Here is a 25,288-nt window from a genome sequence, read left to right on the forward strand (position 1 = left end):
CTAGCAGAGCGCTCCTGCCGCTAGCGAACGGTTACGTCGCCGGCAACACCACAACGGCATCCACCTCGAACAACATTTGATCCAGCGCCAAGCGTGGGACCGGTACCAGTGTGCAGGCCGGCTTCATCTGCGCGCCGAATGCCCGCGCCAACTCTTCACCGAGAATGCCTAGCCGCTGATTGTCGTGATCCACAATAAGCACCGTCAGCTTGGCTACCTGCGAGGGCTGTCCACCTGCCGCCTCGATGGCGATCAAGAGGTTCGCCATCGCCTGTCGGACCTGCGCGCGGAAGTCTTCGGATAGCCGACCGTCCTCCGTTTCACCGCCCTGCCCTGCGATAAACGCAAGCCGCGTTCCCCCGGGAACCAGTGCTACGTGGGAATAACCGTTGGGGGCGGGATCATAGAGTCCGAGCGGATTGATAAATGTCGGCTTGGGTGAAACGTCCGATTCGCTCATGGGTGCTCCGTTTATCAAGTCTGGCTGAATGCCGTAGGCCCCGACCTGGATGGTAGTACGTTCAGCATGACGCCCAGTGGTTTGCGGCAGACAAGTGGGATCAGCCACGCGGCTTGCCGGCGCCCTGCCCCCCGCTTAAGGTTGTCGGCCCCAGACTGGAAACTCTCCCATGTGGTCTTTTCGCGACTGGCACCGCAAGCGCATCCTCGCCCGCCTCGCCATCGAACCGGCGCTGTGGCAACAGGTGCTGGACAGCCTGCCGATCCTCGATGGGCTTACTCAAGAGGAAACCGAGCGGTTGCGTGAGCGCAGCCTTTTGTTTCTGCATGCCAAGCGACTTACCGCCCTGCCCGGCGTCGAGTTGCAACTGACGGATCGTCTACGTCTGGCTGCACAGGCGCAGCTGCCGTTGCTGCATCTGGCCGATCTGGATTGGTATCAGGGCTTCCATGAGATCGTGATCTACCCCGACGATTTTCACAGCCCGCAGAAGCACCGCGACTCGGCTGGCGTGGTGCACGAATGGGACGGCGAGCACAGCGGCGAAGCCTGGCTCCAGGGACCGGTGATCCTGGCCTGGCCGGGCGTACGGGAAAGCGGCAGCTGGGAAGGCTACAACCTGGTGATCCACGAACTCGCGCACAAGCTGGACATGCTCAACGGCGACGCCAATGGGTTACCACCGCTGCACCGCAACATGCGCATCGACAGCTGGGCGACGGTGATGCAGAGCGCTTACGACTCGCTCAACAGGACACTGGACGCCAATCCCGACGCCCACACACCGATCGACCCCTACGCCGCGGAGAACCCCGCCGAGTTCTTCGCCGTCACCAGTGAGTACTTTTTCAGCGCACCGGACATGCTGCATGAGGCCTTTCCCGAGGTTTATCAGCAACTGGCCGCGTTCTACCGCCAGGATCCGCTGCTGCGCCTGCAGCAGCTTCAGCACGACCACCCGGCGTACGCGGAACCTCATTGAGTTCGCACCGTCGAATGCGCGCATCACTCTGCCAGCAAAGTCCGCCGAGACCGGCATGGCAAAACGCCCGACAGTGCGCCTATAATCGCGCCCACTTTTTTCGCCCCAGGCCGCCTCGGCCGACCACGGAGCAATGTTCATGAGCTACAGCAAAGTCCCGGCCGGCAAAGACCTGCCAAACGACATCTACGTCGCCATCGAAATCCCGGCCAACCACGCGCCGATCAAATACGAAATCGATCACGACACCGATTGCCTGTTCGTCGACCGCTTCATGGCCACGCCAATGTTCTATCCGGCCAACTACGGCTTCATCCCGCACACCCTGGCTGATGACGGCGACCCGCTCGACGTGCTGGTCGTGACGCCCTATCCGGTTGCCCCGGGCTCGGTCATCCGCTGCCGTCCGGTCGGCGTGCTGAACATGACCGACGAGGCCGGCGGCGACGCCAAGCTGATTGCCGTCCCGCACGACAAGCTGAGCCAGCTGTATGTGGACGTGAAGGAGTACACCGACCTGCCGCCGCTGCTGATCGAGCAGATCAAGCACTTCTTCGAGAACTACAAGGATCTCGAAAAGGGCAAGTGGGTCAAGGTTGAAGGCTGGGAAGGCGCCGACGCCGCCCGCGCCGCCATCATCAAAGCTGCCGAGGCTTATCAGAAGTAAGCCGAAGCACTGAAGAAAAGCCGGCCACAAGCCGGCTTTTTATTGCCTACAGGTTTCCTCTCCAGCCTTAAACGACAAGAGACTCACAACGATGACTGTCGGCGCTGTTGGTGCTGTGATTGACTGAAACCGCGCGTGAATTTTCCTTGGCCAGCTGCCTTAGCTGCGAACGCAGGTCATCCCCTCTCTCAGCCTGTTCCGCACCGATGGTATGGCCCTGACGCCAGCTACCTTCTTGACACGCTGCAATAGCGCCAGGCGGCACGGTGATGGCCATAATATCTGCGTGCCGTCTCGGATAACGCTGAACGCCTAGCTATCCACTAACGCGCCTTAGTCAGCCGTAGTTAACTTCGCCCGCTCGCGCTCGCGAGCATCGATTCGCGCCGTACTGCTGCGATAACCGGTGTATATCGCAGCAATCAGCTACCTTCTGCGTCAAATTGCCACCAGCCCCTTCTTCTTGTCTACGCTCAAGGCTCCCTGTCGGCGTCCGCCGCGTAATACGCGCAGACTAAAAACCTGCAGGAGTAGTACTTGTGAACGGTATCAAGCATCTAGCGTTGTCGGTGGCTCTGGCGTTTAGCGGTCATGCACTGGCGGATGCAGTCGACGCGCTGCCCCACGTGAAGGTCAATCTGGTTGCGCCGCCGCAGGTGCACGACCACCAGCAGGTGGCACCGAAGGAAGCCCGCGTGGTCCAGTTCCGCCTGGTCATCGAAGAAAAGAAAATGGTCATCGACGACCAGGGCACCACCCTGCAGGCAATGACCTTCAACGGGTCAATGCCGGGACCGACGATGGTGGTGCACGAGGGTGACTTCGTGGAAATCACCCTGGTCAACCCGGCCAGCAACAGCATGCCGCACAACATCGACCTGCATGCGGCCACCGGAGCGTTGGGCGGTGCCGGTCTGACGCTGGTCTCTCCGGGCCAGGAAGTGGTGCTGCGCTTCAAGGCCGATCGTACCGGCACCTTCGTCTACCACTGTGCGCCGGAAGGCATGGTTGCCTGGCACGTGCTGGCGGGCATGAGCGGAACGCTGATGGTGCTGCCGCGCGAGGGTCTGAAGGACCCGGCCGGCAAACCGCTGCATTACGACCGTGTCTACACCATCGGCGAGTCTGATCTCTATATCCCCAAGGACAAGGACGGCAAGTACAAGAACTACAACACGCTGATGGACAGCTACGGCGACACCCGCGAAACCATGCGTGGCCTGATTCCATCACACGTGGTCTTCAACGGTCGGGTCGGCGCCTTGACCGGCAAGAATGCTCTGACCGCCAAGGTCGGTGAGTCTGTTCTGTTCATCCATTCGCAAGCTAATCGTGATAGCCGTCCGCACCTTATCGGCGGCCATGGTGACTGGGTGTGGGAAACCGGCAAGTTCGACAACCCGCCGCTGAAGAACCTCGAGACCTGGTTCGTGCGCGGTGGCTCCGCAGCCGTGGCGCTCTATACCTTCCGCCAGCCGGGGGTCTTTGCGTACCTCAACCACAACCTGATCGAGGCGGAGATGGGCGCCGCCGCTCACATCGTCGTGGATGGCGAGTGGAGTGACGAACTGATGAAGCAGATCAAGGCGCCCGGCCCGATCGTTGCGCAGGAGTAGGCCATGCAGCGCTTCCTGTACTGCGCGGCACCGCTGCTGCTTGGCCTGCTGAGCGGCTGTAACGAGCCGCTGGTAGGGCCGGAACTGGTGGTGGTGCCGGCCGGCCTGGCGAACTATCACCTGCCGGGCAGCAGCGATGTGCAGGAAGAGGCGCTGCAGGAATTTTCGATCATGCGGCGGCAGGTCAGCCAGGCCGAGTACGCCATGTGTGTCGATGAGGGCGATTGCCCGGCGCTGGAAACTGCAGCCGACGAGAGGGTCGCACAGCTGCCCGCGGTGGGACTGAGCTGGCAGGATGCCAACGCCTATGCTGCCTGGCTGTCGCGTCGCAGCGGCCATCGCTATCGGTTGCCGCGGCACGGCGAGTGGGTGCTGGCGGCAGCATCGGCCTACATCGACGAAGCCCCGACCGTCGATGATCCGAACAACCCGGCCCGACGCTGGCTGGCCGAGTATGCGCAGCGCGCGAATCGCGAACGCCTGCCGGAAACGCTCAAGCCCTTCGGCGGCTATGGCAGTAACGAATACGGTTTGCTGGATGCGGGCGGCAATGTCTGGGAATGGACCGACACCTGCTTCTCGCGCAATGCCGGCGATTTCTGCGGCATTCGCATCGCTGCCGGGCGGCATCCTTCGGTATTGGCGGAGTTCGAGCGTGACCCCACCAGCGGTGCCTGCTCGGTAGGTCAGCCGCCGACTCATCTGGGTTTGCGGCTGGTGCGCGACGACTGAGCAGTTACTATCGTTGACCGCCGGGATACAAACCACCCAGCAACTCTCGATCCGAACGCACTTAGCGCCAAGAAGCTGTACGTTTCGCGATGCTAACTAGGCAGGTCGGTATCGGGCTGGAACATAGGCTCGCCAGGTCGGCACTCATGCAACACATTCAGCGTTACCACACCCGTTGCTCGCCAACCGCCTCATGGCTGGGTCTAACCGAGGACCGCTAGACCGGTATCCCGGTGATATAGAGAGCGATGGTCATGAATGGCTCGCCCCCGCTCCGCGTTGAACGCCATCTGGCTTGCGTCATCCGCCTGCCTGCTCGTCCCCTGACCAAACGGCAGCGTACAAGTTACCGATGAAGGGAGCACGGCGCGGAACTGCATCGTCAAGATCGGCAGGGCAGCTCAAGCTTTGTTGAAGTTAAACCCAAGTCAGGCGATGCCGATGTGCGTCCACACCGGCACCGATCATGACGGCTTAGCTCTTTTTCGTAGCAGACCCGGACACCGCGGCTCCCGAACCGAGATCCGCCCCGGTCATCGGGTCGACGGAAACATCAGATTGCGTCCGCACCGCCATCTGCTGCACGACTTTCTGCTGCGCCTTGCTCAGGTCAACGGAAGGCGTTCCATCACCGCCATCTACAGCAGGCTGCGGATTCTCGACGAACTCCCACTCTGGTCCCTGATTCCACGGGCCACGCAGATCGCCCTCGCCCTGCGAAAGGTTGTAGTAGACGCTAGCAAATTGCGGCTCACCCGGGAGTTTGCCCTGCGGGAAGTTGGGTTGAATCGCGTGCAAGGCCTTCTCGAATGATTTCTGGTGTGCGATTTCGCGGGTCATCAGGAATTTGAGTGCATCCTTGATGCCTGGGTCGTCGGTCACATTGATTAGTCGTTCATAGACGATCTTGGCACGCGCCTCGGCGGCAATATTGGAACGCAGATCGGCGGTCGGCTCACCGATGGAGTCGACATACGCCGCGGTCCAGGGCACACCCGCCGAATTGGTCAGCGCCGGGCCACCGCCGTACAGCAGTGAGGTGATGTGCGAATCGTTGCCGCCACCGGTCAGGGAGCGATACAGGTCGGCTTCCTTTTCAACACCTTCGGACAACTCGCCCTTGGCACCTTTGTTGAGCATGCCGACGATGGAGCCAATAACTTCCAGGTGGCTGAGTTCCTCGGTGGCAATGTCCATCAGCATATCTTTGCGGCCTGGGTCATCCTCGGCTATGCCTTGGATGAAGTAACGCATCGCAGCGGCCAACTCGCCTTGCGGTCCGCCAAATTGCTCGAGCATCAGGTTGGCCAGTCCGGGATTCGGAGCGGCTACTCGCACGGTGTATTGAAGTCGTTTGTTATGGACGAACATGATTCACCTCTCAGGTTGGGCTTCCCTAATTCACTGCCTCCTATGTGGTCGAAAGTGGTCGAAAGTGGTCGCTGCGAATTGCGCTGATTGCAGGCGGCCCTAGTTGTGGAGTGCAACGAGCGGAAGCCATCCGATTGTTTTTTTCAATGACAGCCATAAGAAATGGCAATGGCTTGTCGCCGCTGCTTGAAGGTCTGTCGCCCGCCGCTTTGCGTTGCCTGCCATGAAAAAAACGTGAACGGATCCAGGCGAGGCCACTCTATCGAAACCACAGCTTTGCCGATCGAGGTCTCACATGCGTCATCCCCTAAGTTCCATCCATCACCGTTTCATCCCTTTGATGTTTGCAGCCGCAGCGCTCTCGCTCGGCAGCACGCCAGGATTTGCAGGCTCGCCACAGGTGCTTGGCTGGGTCGAGGAAGGTTTGATCTTCCCTGAGAAAGTCGCCGTGAAGTTCAAGCTCGACACCGGCGCGCTGACCTCCTCAATGCATGCGGAGAACATCGAGCTATTCGAGAAAAATGGCGACGATTGGGTGCGTTTCACCCTCGAACTCCAAGATATCGATACCGACGAAAAAATCGAGAAACGCCTGGAGCGCGAGATGGTACGAGACATCAAGGTACGCGGTGCAGGCGGCGCCGAAGAGCGCCCTGTGGTGATGATGAAGGTCTGCCTCGGCAACCAGATGTACGAAGAGCAGTTCTCGCTAAACGACCGGGACAAGATGAATTATCCGGTGCTGATTGGCCGCCGCACGCTGGAGAAAGTTGGGCTGGTGGATTCCTCCAAGACCTTTACCGTCGAGCCAAGTTGCACCGAATCCGCGCAGTAACGGCTACCAGACCCGACCGAGCGCTGCGTGTTAGCCAGCACCTTTAGCGCAGCGGTCGGCATCGAGCCGCAAGCCCGGCGCTTTTTCTGCAACTCACCCAACCCCCTCCGGTCAACTGAACAGCAGCGCTGTCGCCGCAGCGAGGCAGCTGCCTTGCTGCCTTGCTGCCTTGCTGCCTTGCTGCCGGGGCAGATTTCAGCACAACGACCGGTCATGCGGGGGATTCGTGGAGCATCAAGGTGAATACCTGAGACAGGGCGCCATGCCGTCGGACATGAGCATGGACACGCACATGCAGATGATGGAGCGGCGCAGGCTCGCCACGCTTTGGTGCCACTTCGTCAATGCGCTGCTGGGTCTCTGGGTGCTCAGCGCCCCCTTTATCTTTGGCTACCTGAACATCGCACCGACCGATCTCGACTTGCCGAGGCTGGCGACTGAGCGCGCACTCCCGGACGTCGCCACTCGCGCCCTGCTGATGACCTGGAACGACGTCGCCAGCGGTGCCTTAATCTTGTTGTTTTCAATACTTTCGCTGAAACGTATCGCCTGGGCGCAGTGGGCGAACACCGCCATGGGCCTCTGGCTGATGTTCGCGCCGCTGTTGTTCTGGACGCCCTCACCCGCCAGCTATGGCAACGCGATTCTGGTCGGCGGACTGGTGATCGCCTTCTCGACGCTGGTGCCAATGATGCCCGGCATGAGCATGAGCGGCATGATGCAGAAGGCTGCCGTGCCGCCGGGCTGGGATTACAACCCGTCGACCTGGATGCAGCGGCTGCCCATCGCTCTTCTCGCCGTAATCGGCATCCTGTTGGCGCGCTATCTGGCCGGCTACCAGTTGGGGCATACGGCCAACGCCTGGGATCCATTCTTCGGAACCGAACCCAACGGCACCGAGACCATCATCACCTCCGACATGTCGCGCGCCTGGCCGGTTTCCGATGCCGGTGTGGGTGTCATGGCCTACATGATCGAGCTCCTGATGGCGGTGATGGGCGACGCCCGCCGCTGGCGGACCATGCCCTGGATGGTCGCCGCGTTCGGCGTGGTAGTAGTGCCGCTGGGCGCAGTGAGCATCTTCTTCATCATCGCGCAGCCGATTTTCATCGACACCTGGTGCACGCTCTGCCTGGTCCAGGCGCTGGCGATGCTGGTGATGATGCCCTACGCCCTGGATGAGCTGGTGGCCATGGGGCAGTTCCTCAAGGATGCGCGCAGGCGTGGCAAACCCTTCTGGAAGACCTTCTGGCACGGCGATGCAATGGAAGGCGCACGGGAAGACAACACGCCGGAGTTCGATGGCAGTTTGTCATCCATGACGTTGAAAGGCCTGCGCGGCGTAAACCTGCCGTGGGGCCTTGCCTTGCTCTGCAGTCTTGGCGTCTGGCTGATGTGCACCCGTCTGATTTTCGGCACTGAAGGGTCGATGGCCAACAGCGACCACCTGATGGGCTCATTGTTGATCACCGTCTCGGTGCTGGCCTTCGCTGAAGTGGCACGTCCGCTGCGCTTTCTCAACTTGCCGATCGGCGCCTGGCTGATCGCCGCTCCGTCCTTTCTGGAGGGCGCCGACTTCGCCGCTACCGCTGGCAGCCTGATCGCCGGCGTACTGGTCATTGGCCTGAGCCTGCCGCGCGGACCGATTCGCCACCGCTATGCGGGCTGGAACGCGCTTCTGCGCTAACCCACCAAGACAGGAGCTTTTAGATGAGCGACCGCGAACAGACTGCCGTGATCTGTGGAGGCACTGCTGGCGTAGGCCGCGCAACCGCCCATGCGTTCGCGCAGGCGGGCTTTCGCGTGGCGGTGATCGCACGCGGTGAGCAGGGCCTTACCGACACACGCGAAGAGCTGGAAGCGGCCGGCGCGAAGGTGTTGGCGATTTCGGCCGATGTCGCCGATGCCGAGGCCATCGATCACGCCGCCGAGCGAATCGAAGCAGAACTGGGTCCGATCGAGGTATGGGTCAATGCCGCTATGGCGACGGTCTTCGGGCCGGTCAACAAGACCAGCGCCGCGGAATTCAAGCGGGTCACCGAAGTCACCTATCTCGGTTTCGTTCACGGCACGCTGGCGGCGCTGCGCTACATGGAGGCCCGCAACCGCGGCACCATCGTCCAGGTCGGCTCGGCATTGTCCTACCGTTCAATTCCGCTGCAATCAGCCTACTGCGCGGCGAAATTCGCAATCCGAGGTTTCACCGATTCGCTGCGCTGCGAACTGATCCATACCAACAGCCGAGTCCGGTTGACCATGGTCCAGCTTCCCGCGCACAACACCCCACAGTTCGACTGGTCGCGTAACAAGATGGGCAAACGCCCGCAGCCGGTTCCACCCATCCATACGCCGGAGGTGGCCGCACGCGCCATTCTGCGCGCCGCGACCGACGCGCCGCGTGAACTCTGGCTGGGGCGCGCCTCGTTCCAGGCGATCATCGGCAACATGTTCATGCCCGGCCTGCTCGACCGGATGATGGCCAAACAGGCCTGGAGCGGGCAAATGACTGATGAACCGGCCAGTGACGAACAGCCTGACAACCTGTTCCAGCCGGTCGACGGCCTGCACCGAATCGATGGTCGGTTCGGCAGTCACGTAAAAGACAAAGCCCTCGCTTTGAGTGCCGAAACAGTTGGCAAGCTGGCGGCCGGAGGGCTGGCGGTGATCGCGGTACTCGTCATTGCGCTGGTCGCCGCAATCGCCAGTTAGCGTCACGCACGGGCGGCCTGCCGCGGCCCGGCCGGACAGATTCCGACCTCGTGGCTCCGTCAACCTGCCTTGGAGTCGGCCGAGGCAGATGAACGCTGTGTCGCAGAGTGAGACGTCAGCTCCTGCCGCGCCTGCCGAACGACCGAAAAACCGGCGGACAAGGCAAGGCCGGCCATGACCAGCGCCACGATCAGATCCGGCCAGCCAGAGCCGGTGCCAAACACCCCTGCGGCGGCGATCATTACCGCGACGTTACCAATCGCGTCGTTGCGACTGCAGAGCCAGACCGAGCGCATGTTCGAATCGCCCTCGCGAAAGGCATAGAGCATCAGCGCCACAACGACATTGGCAATCAACGCCAGCGCGCCGATGATGCCCATGGTCAGCGGCTCGGGCACCACATCGGCATAAATCGACCAGCCCGCGCGAGCCAGCACGAATACGCCGAACGCGAGCATCGTCACGCCTTTGACTAGGGCCGCCCGTGAGCGCCAGACCAACCCCATCGACAGCACCACCAAGGTGATGCCGTAATTGGCAGCATCGCCGGCGAAATCGATGGCATCGGCCAGCAGCGAGACCGAGCCCGAACGCAGCCCGCTGATGATTTCCACACCAAACATGAGCAGATTGATCGCCAGCGCAACCCACAGGGCCTTGCGAAAAGCCGGGTTGACCGCCGGGGTTGAGCAACCGGAATCACAGCATCTCGACGACATCGGATGTCCTCCTGAACTATATTCGCAGCCATTGCACACCCTGGAGCAACTCCAGGGTCAAGCCCCATTTACCGAATCAAGCCGGCAAGCAGGAGGCCATGATGCGCATAGGCGAGCTGAGCACAGCGGCCGAGGTCGACGTCGAGACCATTCGCTATTACGAAAAGATCGATTTGATGCCCGCCCCGGAGCGCGGCGCCAACGGTTACCGGTCCTATTCATCCAGGCAGCTGGCGCAGCTGACGTTTATCCGCCATTGCCGCGCACTGGACATTGGTCTGGCTGATATCCGCCGGCTACTGGAGTTCTCCAATCACCCGGACGCCAGCTGCGGTGACATCAACCTGCTGATCGACGAGCAGCTCGAACGCGTCCGCACGCGACTGGGAAACCTGCACGCCCTCGAACGTCAGTTGCAGGAATTGCGCAGCTGCTGCACCGGCGACAGTGCCATGCACGGCTGCGGCATTCTCAACGAGCTGAGCAGTACGCCGATGGCTGGCGACGGCGGCGGCGAAAAGACGCAGCCGTAGGCAGTAGCTTCTCGCCCAGGGCAACTGCGGTGCCAGTGAGACTTGGCATGCGCACCAGCTCCATCCGAGAGCAAAACATCGCCTGCCGGCGCCTCGCAGGCATGGGTCGTCGCTAAGAACAGGGAATCGCATGCTTGGCGCAACCGAGCGGCAGCGATACTCTTCGGCTCTTTTGCCGCGAGCCTTTCCAATGCCCTTGTTCGATATGCTGCTGTTGATCGCTGCCGGCTTTGCTGCGGGAGGTATGAACGCACTCGCAGGCGGCGGCACCTTCTTTTCGTTTCCCGCCTTGCTCGCAACGGGCTTGCCGCCCGTGACCGCCAACGCAACCAATGCCGTAGCGCTCTGGCCCGCGAGTCTCGCCGCCGCCTGGGCAGCACGCTCGGCGTTGCGCCCTCTTGGCCGCTATCTCGTCCCCCTGCTGCTGGCAGGCTTGGTCGGCGGCCTGTTGGGCGGCCTGTTGCTGCTGGCCAGCGGCGATGACGTCTTCAGCCTGCTCATTCCCTGGCTGCTACTGCTCGCCACCGCGCTGTTCGCCGCCAGTCCCTGGCTGAGCCGCTGGCTCGCAGCGCGCCGCAAGGACACTAATGCGGTGCCGCCTCACGCCCCGACCTCACTGGCCGCTCACGGTTTGGTCTCGATCTACGGCGGCTATTTCGGGGCCGGCATGGGCATCCTGCAACTGGCGGCCTTCTCCATCGAAGGCCATCAGCTGGTCCGCGCCAATGCGCTGAAAAACCTGATTTCTGCAGTGATCTACAGCGTGGCCACAGCGACCTTCGTGATCGCCGGTCGGGTGAGTGGCTACGAGCTGGCGATCCTGCTGGTGGGCACCACGCTTGGCGGCTACGCTGGCGGCGCGCTGAGCAAAAAATTACCCGCAACCTGGCTGCGCTTGTTCGTCATCCTGGTCGGCAGCGTCATGACCGTCTATTACTTCAAAGCCATGTACCTGCCGTGACCGACAGGCATCTAGCCCGCTCGGCTTATGGCTTCTGCGGCAGAGCTCTGCTAGTGTCGCGCCCGATTCAGAGCAGCCGCAGACAGGTTCCAGCATGGCCCGCAAGAAAGTCGCCCTCGATTTCGAACAATCCCTCGCCGAGTTACAGCAGTTGGTCGAGCGTCTGGAAAGTGGCGAGCTATCGCTGGAGGATTCGCTGACCTGCTTCGAGCAGGGCATCGGCCTGACCCGCGATTGCCAGGCAGCCCTTAGCCAGGCTGAGCAGAAGGTGCAAATCCTCCTCGAGCGCGACGGCAAACTGCAGGAAGCACCATTCGAGGTGGACCCGCAAGCATGATCGGCGCCTACCAGAAACGCTGCCAGCAACGCGTAGATAGCTGCCTCGACACGCTCTTCTCCCCGCCTCGGCCGCAACTCGAACGCCTCTATCAAGCCATGCGCTATAGCGTGATGAATGGGGGCAAGCGCGTCCGCCCCCTGTTGGTTTACGCCGCGTGCGAAGCCCTCGAGGGCGACGTGGCCCAGGCGGATGGCGCGGCCTGCGCCGTGGAACTGATTCATGCCTATTCGCTTGTGCATGACGATCTGCCGGCCATGGACGACGATGACCTGCGCCGCGGCCAGCCCACCACACACAAGGCCTTCGACGAAGCCTGCGCCATTCTCGCCGGCGACGGCCTGCAGAGCCTGGCCTTCGAGGCGCTGGCGACCGAGGCGCACAACCCGCAGGATCCGTCACTGCGCTTGGATATGGTGGCCAGCCTCGCACGCGCAGCCGGGTCAGCCGGCATGGTCGGTGGCCAGGCCATCGATCTCGGTTCGGTGGGTCTGAAGCTTGATAGAACCGCGCTGGAGCTGATGCACCGGCACAAGACCGGCGCACTGATCGAAGTTAGCGTACGTCTCGGTGCTCTCGCGAGCGGCCGCGCCGAGGCGCCGACGTTGGCAGCGCTGCAGCAATACGCGCAGGCCATCGGCCTAGCGTTTCAAGTGCAGGACGACATCCTCGACGTGGAGAGCGATACCGTCACGCTGGGTAAGCATCAGGGCGCCGATATCGCACGCGACAAGCCCACCTACCCGGCGCTGTTGGGGATGGACAGCGCCAAAGCTTATGCGCTGGAACTGCGAGATCTGGCGCTCGACGCCGTCGCCCCCTTCGGACCTAGCGCCGAGCCGCTGCGCCAGCTGGCCTGCTTTATCGTCGAACGCCGCAGTTGAAGGTCATGCTCGCCGCGTAACCGGTCCGCATCGCCCAGGGTGCGCGGCCGGCATGCATACGCTCGATCAATAGCCAACCTATCTAGCCGGATACGTGGCCGGCCATGCGGTATTGCGCCACCCGCGCAGCAGAAGCAGGCGGTTTTCATCGTTCAGTGGCAGGGTGTAATCATGCGCGGCCAGGACGATACCTCGCTGCGGCTGGATGACTTTCAGGTTGATGTACACCTGGTCGCGGCTGACCGCGTAGGTTCCCACCACCACAGCCTGTGCGTTGTGGCTCGTCACCAACTCACCGACCTCGCGACTCAGCATCAGCTCGGCCTGGTCCTTGAGCATGTAGGCCCGGTTACGCAGCTTCATTTCCACCATCGGATAGCCGGCCATGGTGAAGCGTGCAGAGATCTGATCGGTCGTTATTCGGCCAAAGGTGGAGGAGCGGTCCAAGGCATCAGTATTAACCAGCGTTCCGATCAGTATCGCCCCCCGCTTGAGCGGAAGTCGGTAGCGCAACTGCGCCAATAACGATTCGGCAGCACGGTAGTTCTCTCGCACCAGCGGATTGCTGGGCGGCGCCCCTGCCTCGATGGATCGGGTCGGCGAGACGCCGCAGCCCTGCAGTACCAGGCAGCCCAGCAGTGAAGCGGCGACCCACAATGTTCGAATGGTCATTTGCTCTCACCTCCGATAACCGGAATATCGACTCCGGCCCAGCCGGGCGCATATAGCTGCCACTCGGGATCGACCGTGTAGTAGGCATTGGAAACTTGGGCGTAATAACGGTCCCGGTCCGATACGCTCGTGTTGACGACCAGCTCGATCTCAGGTGTTGGCCCTTTGGCAAACTCCGCGTGATACCACTGCGCCGCATCCAGCGCTACCGCAGCCGTGACCATGGCAGCCCCGGGCGATACGTTGCGATAAATATTGCGCAGCACCCAAAGTCCGCTGGTCAGCGTCGTTGCCGTGCCGACATACCGATACTGCAGACGGTTGGGCGAAAAGCGCACCGGCTCTGCGGTTACATCCACAACCAGAACGTTGCCACTGTCGCGCTTGTGGACCGGATAGCCGACACTCAGCAGCGAGCTGATGAGTTGCTGGCTGAACACCCGCGCGAACGGACTTTGCGTATCAGGCTGATTCACATACAGCGGACGATCGTCGGGTAGCGAACGAATCAGTTGCCTGGCCGTGTCCTCGGCGATCAATTGCCAGTGAGACGCAGCTTGAAGCTTTTCCTGCTTGGCATACGGAAAGTTGACCGCAACCGGAACCGGCGTAAAAGGCGCCCGGCAGCCTGCGCAGAGCAGCGCGGCGCTGAGCAGCCCGACATTTACGGCAAACCGTCGCGACCGCAAGACAGGCGATATCTGCGCGGCGCCTGTTGACACAAGTCTCTTACCCATCAAAACATTCCATATTCAGCGACGACTGACGATTCCTGGCGAAAAGCCTTAGATCTGATTGCGCAATAGTGGCATGCGCATGTCGCCGCTTATCGGCCAAGCTTGGAAGAACTTAAGACATCAGATGGCAGGGCCACCGTTGAAGAACGGTTCGCTGCAGACTGTCCGGTATCGTCTGCTCGTTTAAAGCCGGAAGGCTTTTTCGGTTAAACTGCCGCTCTTTTTTCAATTAAAACGACTCGCCTGATGCCCAAGACGTTTCATGAGATTCCTCGGGTCCGCCCTGCGACGCCCGTTCTAGATCGCGCGGCCACGCCCGAGCAGCTGCGCCGGCTGGGCGAAGCGGAACTTGAAGAACTCGCCAACGAGCTGCGGCAGGATCTTCTCTACAGCGTGGGCCGGACCGGCGGGCACTTCGGTGCCGGCCTTGGCGTGATCGAGCTGACCATCGCGCTGCACTACGTCTACGACACGCCGAAAGACCGTCTGGTCTGGGATGTCGGTCATCAGGCCTATCCGCACAAGATCCTCACCGGGCGCCGTGAGCGCATGGAAAGCCTGCGCCAGAAGGACGGTATCGCTGCCTTCCCACGCCGTAGCGAGAGCGAGTACGACACCTTTGGCGTCGGCCATTCCAGTACCTCCATCAGCGCCGCACTGGGTATGGCCATAGCCGCCCGCTTGCAGGGCAAGAAGCGCAAGTCCATTGCCGTGATCGGCGACGGCGCGCTCACCGCCGGCATGGCCTTCGAGGCCCTGAATCATGCGCCTGAAGTCGGCGCCGACATGCTCGTCGTGCTCAACGACAACGACATGTCGATCTCCCGCAATGTAGGTGGCCTGTCCAATTACCTGGCAAAAATTCTTTCCAGCCGCACCTATTCGAGCATGCGCGAAGGCAGCAAGAAGGTCCTGTCACGCCTACCGGGCGCCTGGGAAATCGCCCGCCGCACCGAGGAATATGCAAAGGGGATGCTGGTCCCCGGCACGCTGTTCGAGGAGCTTGGCTGGAACTACATCGGCCCCATCGACGGCCATGATCTTCCGACATTGATCGCGACCCTGCGCAACATGCGCGATCTGCCCGGCCCGCAGTTTCTCCATGTGGTGACCAAGAAAGGCAAGGGTTTCGCTCCGGCGGAAGTCGATCCGATTACCTGGCATGCCATTAGCAAACTTGAGCCCGCGGGCGGTCCGGTCACCCCGAAGAAGCCCAGCGGTCCCAAGTACTCGAACGTCTTTGGTCAATGGCTGTGCGACATGGCCGACGCCGACCCGCGCCTGACCGGCATCACCCCGGCGATGAAGGAAGGCTCCGACCTGATCGACTTCAGCGAGCGTTATCCAAATCGTTATTTCGACGTGGCCATCGCCGAGCAGCATGCCGTGACCCTGGCGGCCGGCATGGCTTGCGAAGGCGCCAAGCCGGTGGTTGCGATCTATTCGACATTCCTGCAGCGCGCCTACGATCAATTGATCCATGACGTCGCGGTGCAGAACCTCGACGTGCTGTTCGCCATCGACCGCGCCGGCCTGGTCGGCGAAGACGGTCCGACCCATGCCGGCAGCTTCGATCTGTCCTATCTGCGCTGCATTCCCGGCATGCTGGTGATGACGCCCAGCGACGAAAACGAGATGCGCCGCATGCTCACCACCGGCTATCACTTCGAAGGCCCCGCGGCGGTGCGTTATCCGCGCGGCGCCGGGCCGAACGCCGCGATCGAGCCCGGCCTCGAGCCGCTGGAAATCGGCAAAGGCGTAGTGCGACGCCAGGGCAGTAACGGCAGCGGTCGCCGGGTCGCCTTGCTGGTCTTTGGCGTACAGCTGGCCGAAGCGCTGCAGGTCGGCGAAGCACTCGACGCCACCGTGGTCGATATGCGCTTCGTCAAACCGCTGGACGAGGCGCTGGTGCGGCAGATGGCCGATGACCACGAACTGCTGGTGACCATCGAGGAAAATAGCATCATGGGCGGGGCCGGCAGTGCCGTCGGCGAATTCCTCGCCGACGCGAATCTGCAGAAGCCAATCCTTCACCTGGGGTTGCCGGACTACTACGTCGAGCACGCCAAGCCCGGCGAGATGCTCAAGGAATGCGGGCTCGATGCCGCGGGTATCGAAGCGGCGGTCCGCACCCGGCTGGCTCAGCTCTGACGAGCTGTTGCGCTGGGTACGCCTGTACCCGGCGCCGCCTCGCCGCCTTGCTCGGCAAGGCCAAACCCATCACACCCCAACCTCAAGCGGGTGCTCGTTCGTATGCCAACGCTCCTTCCCGCCACACCTGATCAGACATCCCCTCGCGCAAAACTTTCTCGACACACCGCGCGCTTTGCTTGTCTTTCTTCCGAGCAGCCCTTAAGGTTCCCGCGATTTCTGATCCGCCCAGGTGTGCACGACCGCAAGGTCCGCATTAAACGGGAAGCCGGTGCGCTCGCAAGAGCAAGGCCGGCGCTGCCCCCGCAACGGTAATCGACCGTGATCCCTTGGATCACCGCCCGCTCAACCGCCACTGTGCTCTGCATGGGAAGGCGAGCCGGGTGCGTGTCGATAGCCCGGAGACCGGCCTGGCGGATTCGACTGGTGTTGCGGAGGGCAGCACCGTCAAGCGCGGCTGTCTGTGTCTGTCCTTGCGCTTGTTCCTGCCCTCCTCAAAAGCTCCGTTCTTTTGAGGATTGATCCTGATGAAAATATCCCGTCTCGCGCTGGCTGTGGCGCTGCTGCCCGGTGCACAAGTCCTTGCCGCCGATACCAGTCATGAGCTGCCAAGCATGCTCGTTACCTCGGCCCGCCAGGCCGAACCACGCATGCAGGCCACCGCTGCCAGTACGGTATTCGCCCGGGCAGACATCGAGCGACTACAAGCGCGTAGCGTGCCCGAGCTCCTTCGCCGGGTACCCGGTATCAGCTTTTCGAGCGCCGGCGGGGTACCTCAGCTATCCGTGCGCGGCACCAGCACAGCGCAGACACTGGTTCTGGTAGATGGCCAGCGAATTGCTTCTTCGACCAGTGGCTTCGCCCGCCTCGACTATCTGGCCATCGACAATATCGAACGCGTCGAAGTTATCCGCGGTCCTCGCTCGTCGCTTTACGGTGCCGACGCCATCGGTGGCGTGATCCAGATCTTCACACGCAGCGGTGAGCCGGGCCTGAATCCGCAAGTACGCCTGGCCGCCGGCAGCGACCACACCTTCCAACGCAGCCTGAGCCTGTCTGGCGGAACCCAGCAGACCCGCGTGCACCTTGGCGCGAGCCTCGATGAGCGCGAGGGCTTCGATGCCACCCGTGACGAGCGTGGCGCCGACCGCGACGACGATGGCCAGCGCACCAGGGCCCTGCATCTGAAGCTGGATCACCAGTTCGACACCAACTGGAGGGCGGGCCTGAGCCTCAACGACCAGCGCGGCGAGAATGAGTACGACGACGCCTACAAATTCGCCCCCGGCGCACCTCAGGATGAGTTTCAAGTCAGCAGCTACAGCGGCTATCTGGACCGGCAACTGAGCGATGCGTGGAACAGCCGTTTGGAGCTGGGGCGCAGCTTCGACCGCAACCGCGCGGTGGACTCGGCCTATAACGACAGCCTGCTGGAAACCACCCGCCACTCGGCCGCCTGGATCAACCGCTTCTCGCTCACCGAACAACAGCAACTAGCGCTCGGGACCGACTGGTACGAGGATCGCCTGGATGCCACCACGGCCTATCAGGAAGACAGCCGCGACAATCTCGCCTTCTTCGCCCAGCACAGCTATCAGGGGGACGGTTTCGGTACCGAGCTGGGCCTACGCCACGATGACAACCAGCAGTTCGGCAGCCACAACAGCTGGAACGCAGCCTTCAGCTTGCCGGTCGGCCAATCGCAGCGATGGATACTGAGCTATGGCGAAGGCTTTCGCGCACCAACCTTCACCGACCTCTACGCGCCACCCGCCTGGGGACCCAACCCGGACCTGGAACCGGAGACCTCGAAGACCTACGAGCTGCAGTGGCGCGCTGATTTCAACGGTACGCTGCTCGAAGCTTCGCTCTACCGCACCGACGTTGAAGACATGATCGCGTGGGGCGGTCGTCAGATCGAAAACATAAACCACGCTCGAATCAACGGGTTCGAGGCCAGCGCGGCCGGTGAGCTGCTGGGTTGGCAAGCCAGTCTCGGACTGAGCATCATCGATCCACGCGACCGGAACAGCGGCCGGGTGCTGCCACGTCGTGCCAAGCGCACCTTGAGCCTTGACCTGGACCGCCAGTTCGGCGCGATTGGCGTCGGAGCGACCTGGCAGGCGTTCAGCCAACGCTTTGATGATGGCCCCGTCAACGCCAATTTCCAGTCCGAGCGCAGCACGATTCCGGGTTACGCTGTACTGGACCTGCGCACCAGCTGGCAGGCCACACCCGAACTGCGCTGGGAAGCCAAGCTGGAGAACGTACTGGACAAGGATTACCACCAGGCGCTGTACCAACGCACCTTCGCCGACATGGACAGTGTCTATGGTTACCGCGAACAGGGCCGCACCGGCTTGCTCGCAGTCATCTGGACACCCGCGCTGTAACATACCCTCGGCGGCGGCGCTCGCTCAGGGTGCCGCCTGCGCCATCACCGCGCAGAGCTTCCCGATAGCATCGAGCATCTGGAAGCTCGGGCGCTCCAGACCCTTGTCCGGCACCTCCCACAGCTGGCCCTTGCGCACCGCAGCCAGCTGTGGCCAGGCCTTCCATTCGGATAGCTGAGCGCCGCTACCGGCCAGAATCACCTCAGGATTGCGCGACAACACCGACTCGATGCTGACTTGCGGCGCGGGCAGTTGCAGATCCGCAAACGCGTTGCGGCCGCCGCAGACTTCGATGGCATCGCTGATGATTTGTCGGCCACCGAGCGTATACAGCGGGCGGTTCCAGATCTGATAGAACACCCTAAACGGTTGCTCACGGTGGTAGCGCCGCCGCAACTGAGCCAGCCCCTGTTCGAAACGTCGCGCGAGCGCCCGACCCTGTTCAGCCCGCCCAACCCGCTCGCCAATCAGTTCGAACTGCTCGGTCAGCTGCGCCAGCGATACCGGTTGAGCAACCAGCACCGGTATGCCGAACTGCGTCAGTTGGTCACGTTGTGCGTGGCTGATGCTGTCCGGCCGTAGTAATACCAGCGTTGGCTGCAGTGCCAGCAACGTTTCCATTTCCAGCTGGCCGAGACGCCCGACGGATGGCACACCGGCCAGCGCGTCGGGCCGCTCGCCACCGTCGAGCATACCCACCAGCAGATCGTCGGCGCCCAGCTCCAGCATGGTTTCACTGAGCGAGGGTGCAAGACTGACGACCCGCTCGGATGCGGCAAGCATCGAGGAAAGCAGTAACGCCACGACCAATGTCAGCGCTCGCATCATTGCAGCTGACGCGGAACGCGATAGAGCACCAGCAGCGCCAGGCTGCCACAGACCAGCAGCAGCTGTGCGACAGGTTCAAGCCCGAGCGGCGCACCGATCGCCGCCAGCCAGGCCGGTAGCGCTGCGATCCCGAGTGCCCGCAACCGGACGGCACGCAGCGTCGTCCACGCCGACGATTCGCCGTCGGTACCCAATTTCTTCTCGGTGGCAATCAAGGCGTGTTTATAGGCTGTGAAGCGGGGCAAATTGAAAAACAGCGCAGCCAGGCCGATGATGAACAGCGGCAAGGCGAGCGACTCACCGAAACGGCCGGCAAGCTCGGGAAGCTGGCGGCTGATGAGCGCGGGGACGATAATCAGCAACAGGAACAGCCAGCCATCGCAATAAAGCTGGCGGCGAGCGGCCGTACGACTCACGACTGCTCGGCTTCGCCCTGATGAATCTCACCGAGCATATGGCCAAGTTTGCCGGCCTTGGTGGCGAGATACTCGCGGTTATATGGATTGTGGGCAATCTGAAGCGGCATGCGCTCGGCGACACGAATACCGAAGCCCTGCAGCGCCTTGACCTTGCGCGGGTTGTTGGTCATCAGCCTGATCTCGGCGATGCCCAGATGTTCAAGCATGGGCAGACAGATCGCGTAATCGCGCATATCAGGCGCGAAGCCAAGGCGCTCGTTGGCTTCGACGGTATCGGCACCGCCGTCCTGCAACTCGTAGGCGCGGATCTTGTTCAGCAGACCGATGCCACGGCCCTCCTGGCGGAGATAGAGCAGCGCGCCACGCCCCTCTTCGGAAATCGCCCGCAGTGCGGCCTCCAATTGAAAGCCGCAATCGCAGCGCAAACTGAACAGCGCATCGCCAGTCAGGCATTCAGAATGCAGACGACCCAACACAGGCTTGCCATCGGCAACATCGCCCAACGTCAGTACGACATGCTCTTTGCCGGTGTCCTGATCGAGAAAACCATGCATGGTGAACACACCGAACGGCGTCGGCAATTTGGAAGCGGCGACGAACACGACAGACACCGGAGAAACTCCAGAAGGCGGAAAAGCGGATATTGTAACAGCAGCACTTGCCGCCGGGTGAGGTGAAGATGCGCTGGAGGCTGGACAGCGTTCCGCCTGTGAACGTTATTTAACTCTGGCTCCACCGCCCAACAGCCGGACATCAGTTTTCGGCCATCAGCTTCCAGCACATCTATCGGTTTTCCTAAATCTTCGACTCCAGCTTCAACACACCTTGATCCTCGCGCCAGCTGACTCGCCCGAGGAAGCTCATTCCGAGCAGAGCATCGGTAGGCGAGCCGCCTTCCACCACAACGGCTTCGACCCCGAGCACGTCGATCGCACCGACTTTCACGCTGCTGAGGTTGACCCGCCAGGCTTTGGCCGTGCCGCTTGCCGTGCCGACGACGATTTGCCGGCCATCGACCCGGTAGTCGATGCCGAGGCGCCGCGCCTGGATTTCATTGATCGCTACCGAGGTGGCACCGGTATCGACGAGAAACTGCACCGGTTGGCCGTTAATCGAGCCGGCCACCCAATAATGGCCACCCTGCCCCTGAGCAATGCTCAACTGACGTCGTTCGGGCTCGGCGAACCCTGAACTCAGCTCACGGGAAAGCTTATAACTGCGCTCGACGCCGTCTACCCGCAGAACTGCGCCTTTCGAATCTGCGTTTACCACCTCTACACCGCCCGGCCCCACCTGACCGACCCGCACGAGCTTACGCTGTCCATCGACATTTAACACAGCAGCACCAGGAAACAGGCCGACAACCTGTACCCGTGGCGCAGCCGTGACGGCGAGCGAGACGAGCGAAAGGCCAGCGGCGAACAGCAAGGCAACGGGGTGCATCAGTGGCGTTCCTCGAATCAGGGCGGGACGCATTCTTTCACGCGACGTCCCGGCATTGCAGCGATCCCACGCACAGCTTCGCCGCAAATCGAATCAGCCCAGCAGCCGCACTGCGATATGCATAACGCCGCAGGCAGCAAATCCGGCGAGGATGTCGTCGAGCATGATGCCCAGCCCGCCGTGAACCTGTCGGTCGACCCAACTGATCGGCCAGGGCTTGAGGATATCCAGCAGGCGAAACACGACGAAACCGAGCAGCAACCAGTACCAGCCTGTGGGAACCAACCAGAAGGTGATCCAGATGCCGGCGAACTCGTCCCAGACGATCCCTTCATGATCATGCACGCCCAGGTCTTGCGCGACCTTGCCGCATAGCCAGATGCCGAACAGCATGCTGGCGAGGATCAGCGCACCGTAGCCCCACTCCGGCAGCATTTGCCACAACGGCACGAACGCCAGCGCCACAAGAGATCCCCAGGTGCCGGGCGCCTTCGGCAGCGTGCCGGAGCCGAAACCAAAGGCGAGGTTATGCCACGGATTGCTCCACACCGAATGCGGGATCGGTTCGGCGGCAGGCTGCAGAGAATCGGTCAAACGGTTGTCCTCATTGTTAGTTCGAGCGTCGGCGGCTCAGCTGGTGAAGTGGTTGTAGCCTGGATGGCCGATGCCCACAGACCTCCCATCAGCATCAACCAACCGAACGCCCTCTCCCACCTCCACATGGCCAATGACGTGAACTGGCCATCCTTCGGACTGCATGCTCGGTAACGCATCTGCCGGCAAGGTAAACGCCAGAAGATAGTCGTCTCCTCCCCCCAAGGCACATTGCAGGGCCTGCTCAGTCCCGGCGAAACGCAGCAGCGAATCCGACAGCGGCACCCGGGCTTGCTCGATTACCAGCGAAACAGAAGACGCAGTGGCTATATGGTTGCAGTCGGCCAACAAGCCATCGGAAATGTCCAACGCCGCGGTTGCCTTGCCCCGCAGCGCCTGACCGAGCGCGAGCTGAGGTTGCGGCGACCAGTAGCGCCGCAGCAGCGCTGCCGCTTCGGCGGTGTCCGCCTCCCGCTCGCCAAGCACAATCGGCAAAGCCCCGGCGGCGTCGCCAAGCGATCCACCCACGCAGAGCAGATCTCCGGGTTTCGCGCCGCTGCGCAACAACGCCTGGCCTACCGGCACGCGCCCGAATACCGTCAGCGTCACGCTCAGCGGACCGCGTGTGGTGTCGCCGCCGATCAGGCGCATGTCACAGCCAGCAGCCATGGTGTCGAGACCACGGGCGAACGCGCTCAACCAGTCGGGATCAACGGAAGGAATCGTCAGTGCCAGCGTGAAACCAATGGGCGTCGCGCCCATTCCGGCGAGATCGCTGGTCGATACGGCCAACGCGCGCTGACCAAGTAGATAGGGATCACATGGGTCGGAGAAATGCACACCAGCAACAAGCGTGTCGGTGGAGACGGCCAGCTGCTCACCGACCGGAACGCTCAGCAGCGCGCAATCATCACCAATCCCCAACGCAACATCGCCGCCAACCCTGGCACAAGCGGCGGCGGCGAAGTAGTGGCGGATCAGCTCGAACTCATCCATCAGGCGGAAGGGTCAGCGCTTGTGTGCGCTGACTTCGGCACTGCGCAGGCTGGGCGCCAGCTTGTCCAGCACGCCGTTGACGAACTTGTGTCCGTCGGTGGCGCCGAACACCTTGGCCAGCTCGATGCCTTCGTTGATCACCACCCGATAAGGGACGTCGATACGATGCATTAACTCATAGGCGGACAGGCGCAGAACGGCGAGTTCGACCGGGTCGAGCTCTTCGAGCGGGCGATCGAGATGCGGCACGATGGCGCCGTCGACTTCGGTCTTGGCACGCGCGACGCCAGTCAGCAGTTCATGGAAGTAGCTGCCGTCGACGCCGGAGAAATCATTGTCGACGCGAAACTGCGCCTCGATTTCGTTGAGGCTCTGGCCTGCCATGTGCCATTGATACAGCGCCTGCATCGCCAGGCTGCGCGCGACACGGCGCGTCGCGATCTTGCCCTTGGCCTTTGGCTGCGGGGCGTCCTGACTGTCGTCGTGATTAAGGCTCACTTGGCCTCCAGCTGCGCCAGCAGACTCACCATTTCCAGAGCGGACAGTGCAGCTTCGGCGCCTTTGTTACCGGCTTTGGTGCCGGAGCGCTCGATCGCCTGTTCGATGGAGTCGACCGTCAGCACGCCAAAGGCGACCGGCACGCCGAATTCCATGGAAACCTGCGACAGGCCCTTGGTGCATTCGCCAGCCACGTATTCGAAGTGTGGGGTGCCGCCACGGATCACCGCGCCGAGGGCGATGATCGCGTCGTACTCGCCCTGCTGGGCAACTTTCTGCGCCACCAGCGGAATCTCGAAGGCACCCGGCGCGCGGATGATGGTAATGGCGTCTTCGGCGATGCCATGGCGCACCAGCGCATCGACGGCGCCGCTCACCAGACTCTCGACAACGAAGCTGTTGAAGCGGCCAACGACCAGGGCGAACTTGCCCTGCGGGGCGATGAAGGTACCTTCGATGGTCTTCAGTGTCATGGAAACAAATCTCATATAGCGTTAAAGAGCTTGTGGGCGTTCAGGCAGCCCGGCGGAGCAGCGCGTAGCGAGCGCAGGACAGACAAGGCGAGACAGGTGAGGCGGCGATGCTTTCAATTCAGAAGCATCGTCTGTAAACGAGCAAGCCTCGCCTGTTTTCAACGCAGTATGTCCAAGCGCAGTAGCGCGGCGGCCCTTACTCAGCGGGCAGGTATTCTACAACTTCCAGATCAAAGCCGGATATCGCATTGAACTTCATCGGCGAACTCATCAGGCGCATCTTGCGCACCCCGAGGTCGCGAAGAATCTGCGAGCCGGCACCGACCGTGCTGTAGGTCGCGGGGCTTGGTGAATGCTGGCGGTTGAGCTGGGCCAGCAACTGCGGGCCGGTCAATGGATTACCCAGCAGCAGGACCACACCGCTGCCGGCCTTGGCGACTTCGCTCATCGCCGCACGCAGGCTCCAGCGACCCGGCACCGTCACCATCAACAGGTCGCGCAGCGGCTCCATGTTGTGCACACGGACAAGCGTGGGCTCTTCTGGCGAAATCTCACCGCGGGTCAGCGCCATGTGTACGGTGTCTTCCACGCCGTCGCGGTAGGTGACGAGCTTGAATTGGCCCAGCTCGGTTTCCAGCGGCTGCTCGGATACCCGCTCGACGGTGCGCTCATGGATCATCCGGTAGTGGATCAGATCGGCGATGGTGCCGATCTTCAAACCGTGCTGTTCGGCGAAGACTTCGAGCTCTGGACGACGCGCCATGGTGCCGTCGTCATTCATGATTTCGCAGATCACGCCGGACGGTTCAAGCCCGGCCATACGAGCCAGGTCGCAGGCCGCTTCGGTGTGACCGGCGCGGGCCAGAACGCCACCGGGTTGGGCCATCAGCGGAAAGATATGACCTGGACTGACTATATCCTCGGCGACGGCATTCTTCGCCACGGCGGCCTGCACGGTTCGCGCGCGGTCGGCGGCCGAGATGCCGGTGGTGACGCCTTCTGCCGCCTCGATGGAAACGGTGAACTTGGTGCCGAAACCGGAGCCGTTACGCGGCGCCATCAGCGGCAGCTGCAGGGTTTCGCAGCGTTCGCGGGTCATCGGCATGCAGATCAGACCGCGGGCGAAACGGGCCATGAAATTGATATGTTCAGCAGTCACGCATTCGGAGGCGACGATGATGTCACCCTCGTTCTCGCGGTCCTCGTCATCCATAAGGATGACCATCTTGCCGGCGCGGATGTCTTCGATCAGTTCTTCTGCGGTGTTCAGAGCCATGG

Annotated in this window: 27 protein-coding genes and 1 riboswitch; of the genes, 13 read left to right on the forward strand and 14 right to left on the reverse strand. The window is 62.1% G+C overall.

The features are described 5' to 3' along the window. Positions 1-31: 31 nt before the first annotated feature. The gene (locus BUE09_RS01205) at positions 32-460 is read right to left on the reverse strand and encodes a RidA family protein (protein ID WP_073298901.1); all 429 of its coding nucleotides are present in this window, start codon (positions 458-460) and stop codon (positions 32-34) included. A 169-nt stretch (positions 461-629) separates the two neighbouring features. On the opposite strand from BUE09_RS01205, the gene BUE09_RS01210 reads away from it, so the two are divergent. The 4 genes from BUE09_RS01210 to BUE09_RS01230 all read left to right on the forward strand — a co-directional run bounded on the left by BUE09_RS01210 (position 630) and on the right by BUE09_RS01230 (position 4,457). Next, on the forward strand, positions 630-1,442 hold the full coding sequence (locus BUE09_RS01210; protein ID WP_073298902.1) for a M90 family metallopeptidase: 813 nt from the start codon (positions 630-632) through the stop codon (positions 1,440-1,442). A 139-nt stretch (positions 1,443-1,581) separates the two neighbouring features. Then, on the forward strand, positions 1,582-2,109 hold the full coding sequence (ppa, locus tag BUE09_RS01215; RefSeq protein WP_015275614.1) for an inorganic diphosphatase: 528 nt from the start codon (positions 1,582-1,584) through the stop codon (positions 2,107-2,109). A 539-nt stretch (positions 2,110-2,648) separates the two neighbouring features. Beyond that, positions 2,649-3,725: a copper-containing nitrite reductase gene (nirK, locus tag BUE09_RS01225; protein ID WP_073298904.1), complete on the forward strand. Its 1,077-nt coding sequence runs from the start codon at positions 2,649-2,651 to the stop codon at positions 3,723-3,725. Between the two features lie 3 nt (positions 3,726-3,728). Beyond that, positions 3,729-4,457 carry a formylglycine-generating enzyme family protein gene (locus BUE09_RS01230; protein ID WP_073298905.1) on the forward strand — a complete coding sequence of 243 codons (729 nt, stop codon included), beginning with the start codon at positions 3,729-3,731 and terminating at the stop codon, positions 4,455-4,457. Between the two features lie 474 nt (positions 4,458-4,931). On the opposite strand, the gene BUE09_RS01235 is transcribed toward BUE09_RS01230, so the two are convergent. Next, on the reverse strand, positions 4,932-5,828 hold the full coding sequence (locus BUE09_RS01235) for a manganese catalase family protein (protein WP_073298906.1): 897 nt from the start codon (positions 5,826-5,828) through the stop codon (positions 4,932-4,934). A 295-nt stretch (positions 5,829-6,123) separates the two neighbouring features. Between BUE09_RS01235 and rloA3 the strand changes: the two genes are divergently transcribed. From rloA3 to BUE09_RS01250, 3 genes are all read left to right on the forward strand, one after another. Beyond that, positions 6,124-6,663: a retropepsin-like aspartic peptidase RloA3 gene (gene rloA3, locus BUE09_RS01240; protein ID WP_083380786.1), complete on the forward strand. Its 540-nt coding sequence runs from the start codon at positions 6,124-6,126 to the stop codon at positions 6,661-6,663. A gap of 226 nt (positions 6,664-6,889) precedes the next feature. Beyond that, on the forward strand, positions 6,890-8,350 hold the full coding sequence (locus tag BUE09_RS01245) for a vitamin K epoxide reductase family protein (protein ID WP_231975538.1): 1,461 nt from the start codon (positions 6,890-6,892) through the stop codon (positions 8,348-8,350). A 23-nt stretch (positions 8,351-8,373) separates the two neighbouring features. Then, the gene (locus tag BUE09_RS01250; protein WP_073298907.1) at positions 8,374-9,372 is read left to right on the forward strand and encodes an SDR family oxidoreductase; all 999 of its coding nucleotides are present in this window, start codon (positions 8,374-8,376) and stop codon (positions 9,370-9,372) included. Positions 9,373-9,431: 59 nt separating this feature from the next. Here the strand turns inward: BUE09_RS01250 and BUE09_RS01255 are convergent, their stop codons facing one another. Next, a complete protein-coding gene (locus BUE09_RS01255) occupies positions 9,432-10,091 on the reverse strand; it encodes a cation diffusion facilitator family transporter (RefSeq protein WP_073298908.1) in 660 nt (219 codons plus the stop codon). Positions 10,092-10,192: 101 nt separating this feature from the next. On the opposite strand from BUE09_RS01255, the gene BUE09_RS01260 reads away from it, so the two are divergent. From BUE09_RS01260 to BUE09_RS01275, 4 genes are all read left to right on the forward strand, one after another. Beyond that, the gene (locus BUE09_RS01260) at positions 10,193-10,624 is read left to right on the forward strand and encodes a Cd(II)/Pb(II)-responsive transcriptional regulator (protein ID WP_073298909.1); all 432 of its coding nucleotides are present in this window, start codon (positions 10,193-10,195) and stop codon (positions 10,622-10,624) included. 190 nt (positions 10,625-10,814) lie between these two features. Beyond that, complete coding sequence (locus BUE09_RS01265; protein WP_073298910.1) at positions 10,815-11,585, forward strand: sulfite exporter TauE/SafE family protein; 771 nt, start codon at positions 10,815-10,817, stop codon at positions 11,583-11,585. A gap of 94 nt (positions 11,586-11,679) precedes the next feature. Continuing rightward, entirely contained in the window at positions 11,680-11,922 is a 243-nt protein-coding gene (locus BUE09_RS01270; protein WP_019340082.1) for an exodeoxyribonuclease VII small subunit, read from the forward strand. After that, positions 11,919-12,806 (forward strand): polyprenyl synthetase family protein, encoded by an 888-nt coding sequence (locus BUE09_RS01275; RefSeq protein ID WP_073298911.1) that lies wholly within the window; start codon positions 11,919-11,921, stop codon positions 12,804-12,806. The genes BUE09_RS01270 and BUE09_RS01275 overlap by 4 nt, the downstream gene beginning before the upstream one ends. A 78-nt stretch (positions 12,807-12,884) precedes the next feature. Here BUE09_RS01275 and BUE09_RS01280 read toward each other — a convergent pair whose 3' ends face one another. Beyond that, positions 12,885-13,478 carry a FlgO family outer membrane protein gene (locus BUE09_RS01280; RefSeq protein WP_073298912.1) on the reverse strand — a complete coding sequence of 198 codons (594 nt, stop codon included), beginning with the start codon at positions 13,476-13,478 and terminating at the stop codon, positions 12,885-12,887. Continuing rightward, positions 13,475-14,215 (reverse strand): hypothetical protein, encoded by a 741-nt coding sequence (locus BUE09_RS01285; RefSeq protein ID WP_083380788.1) that lies wholly within the window; start codon positions 14,213-14,215, stop codon positions 13,475-13,477. The genes BUE09_RS01280 and BUE09_RS01285 overlap by 4 nt, the downstream gene beginning before the upstream one ends. A 246-nt stretch (positions 14,216-14,461) precedes the next feature. Between BUE09_RS01285 and dxs the strand changes: the two genes are divergently transcribed. Continuing rightward, on the forward strand, positions 14,462-16,366 hold the full coding sequence (dxs, locus tag BUE09_RS01290) for a 1-deoxy-D-xylulose-5-phosphate synthase (protein ID WP_073298913.1): 1,905 nt from the start codon (positions 14,462-14,464) through the stop codon (positions 16,364-16,366). Between the two features lie 213 nt (positions 16,367-16,579). Beyond that, positions 16,580-16,794: riboswitch (cobalamin riboswitch) on the forward strand. A 99-nt stretch (positions 16,795-16,893) separates the two neighbouring features. After that, on the forward strand, positions 16,894-18,759 hold the full coding sequence (locus BUE09_RS01295; protein ID WP_073298914.1) for a TonB-dependent receptor domain-containing protein: 1,866 nt from the start codon (positions 16,894-16,896) through the stop codon (positions 18,757-18,759). Between the two features lie 24 nt (positions 18,760-18,783). Here the strand turns inward: BUE09_RS01295 and BUE09_RS01300 are convergent, their stop codons facing one another. The 9 genes from BUE09_RS01300 to ribBA form a co-directional block, all read right to left on the reverse strand. After that, a complete protein-coding gene (locus tag BUE09_RS01300) occupies positions 18,784-19,584 on the reverse strand; it encodes a cobalamin-binding protein (RefSeq protein WP_073299461.1) in 801 nt (266 codons plus the stop codon). Next, the gene (locus BUE09_RS01305; RefSeq protein WP_073298915.1) at positions 19,584-20,003 is read right to left on the reverse strand and encodes a hypothetical protein; all 420 of its coding nucleotides are present in this window, start codon (positions 20,001-20,003) and stop codon (positions 19,584-19,586) included. The genes BUE09_RS01300 and BUE09_RS01305 overlap by 1 nt, the downstream gene beginning before the upstream one ends. Next, positions 20,000-20,617: a GTP cyclohydrolase II gene (gene ribA, locus BUE09_RS01310; RefSeq protein ID WP_073298916.1), complete on the reverse strand. Its 618-nt coding sequence runs from the start codon at positions 20,615-20,617 to the stop codon at positions 20,000-20,002. The genes BUE09_RS01305 and ribA overlap by 4 nt, the downstream gene beginning before the upstream one ends. Before the next feature lie 184 nt (positions 20,618-20,801). Next, positions 20,802-21,449, reverse strand: a complete 648-nt coding sequence (locus BUE09_RS01315) for a retropepsin-like aspartic protease family protein (RefSeq protein WP_073298917.1) — start codon at positions 21,447-21,449, stop codon at positions 20,802-20,804. Between the two features lie 93 nt (positions 21,450-21,542). Next, entirely contained in the window at positions 21,543-22,043 is a 501-nt protein-coding gene (locus BUE09_RS01320; protein WP_073298918.1) for a phosphatidylglycerophosphatase A family protein, read from the reverse strand. A gap of 36 nt (positions 22,044-22,079) precedes the next feature. After that, positions 22,080-23,039, reverse strand: a complete 960-nt coding sequence (gene thiL, locus BUE09_RS01325; RefSeq protein WP_172830732.1) for a thiamine-phosphate kinase — start codon at positions 23,037-23,039, stop codon at positions 22,080-22,082. Between the two features lie 12 nt (positions 23,040-23,051). Further along, positions 23,052-23,537, reverse strand: coding sequence for a transcription antitermination factor NusB (gene nusB, locus BUE09_RS01330; protein ID WP_073298920.1), 486 nt, complete (start codon positions 23,535-23,537; stop codon positions 23,052-23,054). Next, a complete protein-coding gene (gene ribH / locus BUE09_RS01335) occupies positions 23,534-24,010 on the reverse strand; it encodes a 6,7-dimethyl-8-ribityllumazine synthase (protein ID WP_019340068.1) in 477 nt (158 codons plus the stop codon). The genes nusB and ribH overlap by 4 nt, the downstream gene beginning before the upstream one ends. A 196-nt stretch (positions 24,011-24,206) precedes the next feature. Further along, a complete protein-coding gene (ribBA, locus tag BUE09_RS01340) occupies positions 24,207-25,286 on the reverse strand; it encodes a bifunctional 3,4-dihydroxy-2-butanone-4-phosphate synthase/GTP cyclohydrolase II (RefSeq protein ID WP_073298921.1) in 1,080 nt (359 codons plus the stop codon). Positions 25,287-25,288: the final 2 nt, after the last annotated feature.

It is taken from the genome of Stutzerimonas xanthomarina DSM 18231, from assembly GCF_900129835.1.
Taxonomy (GTDB): domain Bacteria; phylum Pseudomonadota; class Gammaproteobacteria; order Pseudomonadales; family Pseudomonadaceae; genus Stutzerimonas; species Stutzerimonas xanthomarina.

Coding starts and splice junctions, on each gene's coding strand:
- BUE09_RS01235 (WP_073298906.1), bottom strand. CDS start 5,828: ATGTTCGTCCATAACAAACGACTTCAATACACCGTGCGAGTAGCCGCT.
- ribBA (WP_073298921.1), bottom strand. CDS start 25,286: ATGGCTCTGAACACCGCAGAAGAACTGATCGAAGACATCCGCGCCGGC.
- BUE09_RS01295 (WP_073298914.1), top strand. CDS start 16,894: ATGAAAATATCCCGTCTCGCGCTGGCTGTGGCGCTGCTGCCCGGTGCA.
- ppa (WP_015275614.1), top strand. CDS start 1,582: ATGAGCTACAGCAAAGTCCCGGCCGGCAAAGACCTGCCAAACGACATC.
- rloA3 (WP_083380786.1), top strand. CDS start 6,124: ATGCGTCATCCCCTAAGTTCCATCCATCACCGTTTCATCCCTTTGATG.
- BUE09_RS01265 (WP_073298910.1), top strand. CDS start 10,815: ATGCCCTTGTTCGATATGCTGCTGTTGATCGCTGCCGGCTTTGCTGCG.
- BUE09_RS01275 (WP_073298911.1), top strand. CDS start 11,919: ATGATCGGCGCCTACCAGAAACGCTGCCAGCAACGCGTAGATAGCTGC.
- BUE09_RS01300 (WP_073299461.1), bottom strand. CDS start 19,584: ATGCGAGCGCTGACATTGGTCGTGGCGTTACTGCTTTCCTCGATGCTT.
- BUE09_RS01230 (WP_073298905.1), top strand. CDS start 3,729: ATGCAGCGCTTCCTGTACTGCGCGGCACCGCTGCTGCTTGGCCTGCTG.
- BUE09_RS01315 (WP_073298917.1), bottom strand. CDS start 21,449: ATGCACCCCGTTGCCTTGCTGTTCGCCGCTGGCCTTTCGCTCGTCTCG.
- ribH (WP_019340068.1), bottom strand. CDS start 24,010: ATGACACTGAAGACCATCGAAGGTACCTTCATCGCCCCGCAGGGCAAG.
- BUE09_RS01250 (WP_073298907.1), top strand. CDS start 8,374: ATGAGCGACCGCGAACAGACTGCCGTGATCTGTGGAGGCACTGCTGGC.
- dxs (WP_073298913.1), top strand. CDS start 14,462: ATGCCCAAGACGTTTCATGAGATTCCTCGGGTCCGCCCTGCGACGCCC.
- BUE09_RS01255 (WP_073298908.1), bottom strand. CDS start 10,091: ATGTCGTCGAGATGCTGTGATTCCGGTTGCTCAACCCCGGCGGTCAAC.
- BUE09_RS01260 (WP_073298909.1), top strand. CDS start 10,193: ATGCGCATAGGCGAGCTGAGCACAGCGGCCGAGGTCGACGTCGAGACC.
- BUE09_RS01285 (WP_083380788.1), bottom strand. CDS start 14,215: ATGGGTAAGAGACTTGTGTCAACAGGCGCCGCGCAGATATCGCCTGTC.
- BUE09_RS01210 (WP_073298902.1), top strand. CDS start 630: ATGTGGTCTTTTCGCGACTGGCACCGCAAGCGCATCCTCGCCCGCCTC.
- thiL (WP_172830732.1), bottom strand. CDS start 23,039: ATGGATGAGTTCGAGCTGATCCGCCACTACTTCGCCGCCGCCGCTTGT.
- BUE09_RS01280 (WP_073298912.1), bottom strand. CDS start 13,478: ATGACCATTCGAACATTGTGGGTCGCCGCTTCACTGCTGGGCTGCCTG.
- BUE09_RS01205 (WP_073298901.1), bottom strand. CDS start 460: ATGAGCGAATCGGACGTTTCACCCAAGCCGACATTTATCAATCCGCTC.
- BUE09_RS01270 (WP_019340082.1), top strand. CDS start 11,680: ATGGCCCGCAAGAAAGTCGCCCTCGATTTCGAACAATCCCTCGCCGAG.